The 3,488-nt window shown below is 70.1% G+C and carries 4 protein-coding genes; 2 read left to right on the forward strand and 2 right to left on the reverse strand.

Features of this window, described 5'->3' with window-relative positions; translation table 11 throughout:
• Positions 1 to 237, forward strand: a 237-nt coding sequence (locus tag QI554_RS43265; protein ID WP_281478965.1) for a hypothetical protein, incomplete at its 5' end; no start/stop codon positions are given.
• 331 nt (positions 238 to 568) lie between these two features.
• Here the strand turns inward: QI554_RS43265 and QI554_RS43270 are convergent.
• On the reverse strand, positions 569 to 1,576 hold the full coding sequence (locus QI554_RS43270; protein WP_281478967.1) for a stage II sporulation protein M: 1,008 nt from the start codon (positions 1,574 to 1,576) through the stop codon (positions 569 to 571).
• 128 nt (positions 1,577 to 1,704) lie between these two features.
• On the opposite strand from QI554_RS43270, the gene QI554_RS43275 reads away from it, so the two are divergent.
• Entirely contained in the window at positions 1,705 to 2,706 is a 1,002-nt protein-coding gene (locus tag QI554_RS43275; RefSeq protein ID WP_281478969.1) for an RDD family protein, read from the forward strand.
• Here QI554_RS43275 and QI554_RS43280 read toward each other — a convergent pair.
• Entirely contained in the window at positions 2,690 to 3,325 is a 636-nt protein-coding gene (locus QI554_RS43280) for a hypothetical protein (RefSeq protein WP_281478970.1), read from the reverse strand. The genes QI554_RS43275 and QI554_RS43280 overlap by 17 nt on opposite strands.
• Positions 3,326 to 3,488 lie beyond the last annotated feature (163 nt).

Here is a 3,488-nt window from a genome sequence, read left to right on the forward strand (position 1 = left end):
ACTGCTGTGAACCGGCCCATGATGGCCGATCCTCCGAGTGAACGCCGGGGTTGTTATTTGGCGTTGACTTTTGGCACGCTGTTGAGTTCTCAAGGAACGGACGCTTCCTTTGAGACCCTTTCACCGGTCTCTCCGGGCGTTTCGCTTCTTTTGTGTTTCGTTTTGTTTCTTTTCTTTCTGCGCTTCCAGCTTAGCACACCGTTTCGGTCTGTTTCGCTTTCCGCTTTCGCCTTCTGAATCAGCCCTTCCGGGCCTTTTCTTTCGGCTCTTCGAGCTTAGCAGCGGTTTCCCTGTCCGCCAAACTCGCGCCGTGCGAACTGAATTCGGAAAACACCGCAGGCAACACAAAAGAAGTCACGCGAAGAGGCCATGGAAAACCATGATCAACAATCGTGAGATCGGAAGTGCTTCTGTGGCGGATCCCGGACCCGGTTCCATCGAAGACTCGACAGGAACTGGATCGCCCGCTCGACTCTGGTGATGCTACCAGGTTGTCGCGCTGCTTGCCAGCGTTGCGACAACCCTTCGAACTTACGCGTCGTCCTTCGGCTGTGTCAAGGTCACTCGATCAGCCGACGGCCGGCAGTTCGTCCGCGACGTCCGAGGATGCCATATCTCCGGTCTCTCCGGCGCCATGGGCCCGGCGACCGAGGATCAGGGCGTAGGAGAGGAACAGTGCCTCCGCGGCCACGCCGATGCCGATGCGGCCCCATGTGGGCAGGTCAGAGGGGGTCACGAAGGCCTCGATGACGCCCGAGACGACCAGGACCAGGGCCAGGCCGATCGCCATGCCGATGGCGATGCGTCCCTCCTCGGCCAGGGCGCGGCCGCGGGTGCGCGGGCCCGGGTCGATGACCGTCCAGCCCAGGCGCAGGCCCGTCCCCGCGGCGACGAAGACGGCGGTGAGCTCGAGCAGGCCGTGCGGCGCGATGAGGCCGAGGAAGACGTCGAAGCGGCCGGCGTGCGCCATCAGACCGCCGGCGACACCCACGTTGGCGGCGTTCTGAAGCAGGATGAAGAGCACCGGGAGCCCGAAGAAGATGCCCAGTGCCAGGCTGCCCGCGGCGACCCAGGCGTTGTTGGTCATGACCTGCGCGGCGAAGGACGAGGCCGGGTTGCTCGAGTAGTAGGTCTCGAAGTCCCCGCCGGGGCGCGTGAGTTCGCGGATCTCGTCGGGGGCGGCGATGGTCGCCTGGACGGATTCGTCGGTGGCGACCCAGACACCGATCAGCGTGGACACCGCCACGAAGACCAGCGCGGTCGTCAGCCACCAGCGGCGCGTCCGATAGAGCGCGGCCGGGAAACGAGTGGTCAGGAAGAGGAGCGCGTCCTTCCATCCGCTGCCGCGCGGGGCCGTGACGGCGGAGCGGCCGCGCGCGACCAGCGACGACAGGTTCCCCACGAGCACCGGATCGGGTGCGGCCGACTGGACGAGCGAGAGGTGCGTCGCGGTCCGGCGGTAGAGGGTGACGAGCTCGTCGACCTCCGGGCCGGTCAGCTTGCGACGCCGCCGGGAGAGTTCGTCCAGGCGGGCCCACTCAGCGCGATGCACCGCGACGAACACGTCCACGTCCATGCGGGCATCCTCCAGGACAGGTGTCCGATCGGTGGATCGGACGGTCGGGAGATCGGATCATCGGTAAGGAAGGCAGCAGACTTGCCAGCAAGTATCTCCGCACCACCCGGATCCCGAAGGAGCGGCACGTGAGCGACCTGGTCACCGGTGAGGCCGTCGCGCTCGACCTGAGGCCGGCGCGGCTGCCGTCGCGGGCGCTGGCGTTCTGCATCGACGTCGCCCTCCAAGCGGCGTGCCTGCTCCTGTTCGGCTGGGGGCTGGGCAGCCTGCTGACGGGCGTCGACCCGGCGCTCGCGACCGCGCTGGTGCTGGTCCTGTTCGTGGCGGTCGTGCTCGGGTGGCCGGTCGTATGGGAGACGACCACCCACGGGAAGTCGCCCGGGAAGATGGCGCTGGGACTGCGGGTGGTCCGCGACGACGGCGGGCCGGTCCGGTTCCGGCACTCGCTCGTGCGGGGGCTGGTCGGGGTGTTCGCGGACTTCTGGACGACGGCCGGGTGCGGCGCGGTGATCTCGTCGCTGGCCTCGACCAAGGGCAAGCGCCTCGGCGACCAGGCGGCGGGCACGTTCGTCGTCCTCGAGCGCACTCCCGGGGCCCGTCACGTTCCGGTCGCCATGCACCCGGCCGCGGCAGCATGGGCGGCAGGGCTCGACCTGTCCGGCCTCACGGACGACCTGGCGCTGCACGCGCGGCAGTACCTCGGCCGGGTCGGTGAGCTGGACCCGGTGGTCGCGGGCGAGCTCGGCACCCGACTGGCCGGCGAGGTCGCGGCACGGATCGGCGTCCCGCCGCCGATGGGGGTGCACCCGGCGGAGTTCCTGGCGGCGGTGCTGGCGGAACGACAGCGGCGGGCGTACGAAAAGTCGTACGGCGCAGGCGCACCGGGGGTCGTGCCGAGTCCCGTGACTGGCGCGGTGCCGGGATGGGGGCCGGGCCCGATGGCCCCGCCTGTGCCCGCAGGTCAGCCGGTGCCTCCGGGACAACCGATGCCGCCTGGAGTCCCGATGCCGCATGCTCCGGCGCCCGTGCCAATGCCCACCGCACCGCCGACCGCCACCACTCCCCCTGCCGCCCCGGCACCCGAGCCGGAGCCCGAGCGTCCGGCGAGCCGGTTCACGCCCCCGGCGTGACGGAGAGGTTCGGGGGCGTGTCGAGCTCTTCGAGTTCGACGCCCGGCGCGGCGAGGACGACGTCGCCCGCGATGTGGACGACGCCCCGCGTCCCGGTCGCGAGGTCGGCGACCTCATAGCGGGCGACGGGGAGCGGACCCGTCGGTGTGGGGTGCTCCTCGATGCCGGTGAGCGCCCACGCCTGGTCGCAGGGGTGCGGCGCGAGGACGGGTTCGGTCAGCTCGACGAGGCGGACGCGCACCGACTGGCCGGGAGCGAGGCCGAGGAGCCGCGCGGTCGCGACCAGGAATCCAGGCGAGCGCCCGGTGAACGCCTGGGCGCGGGCTTCGCCCTCCGTGCCGGATGTGCCGGGCGTCGGCTCAGCGGGGGCCCGCACCCACATGACGGCCGCGGCCCCGTCGACAACGGTCGCCCCACCGCGCACGCGCCACCCGGAGGCAACGGCCTCGACGCGCACGGGACGGCCGCGCGCATCGACAGTGAGGTCGAGCGAAGAGCGGCCATCGACCGCAGTCGCCGTGTAACGCCACCCAGCAGGACCGGGCGCACAGCTGAAGCGCTCACCGCCGAGCGGAGTTCCGTCGTGCGGATCATGGAACGAGTAGCGGCCGCTGGGCATACGGGGACCCTACTGACCCGCAGCCCGGTCGACCGACCGGTGACGCGAGTGTGACGCCGAGACCCCCCGATGAGGGAGTTCTGGTGATTCGCATACGTGACGGCACAGTGACCAGGGGGAAGAGCCTGGCGCGCGCCACCCTGGAACGAAGCCCTGGCAGCGC

Source organism: Yinghuangia seranimata, from assembly GCF_029953285.1.
GTDB lineage: Bacteria > Actinomycetota > Actinomycetes > Streptomycetales > Streptomycetaceae > Yinghuangia > Yinghuangia seranimata.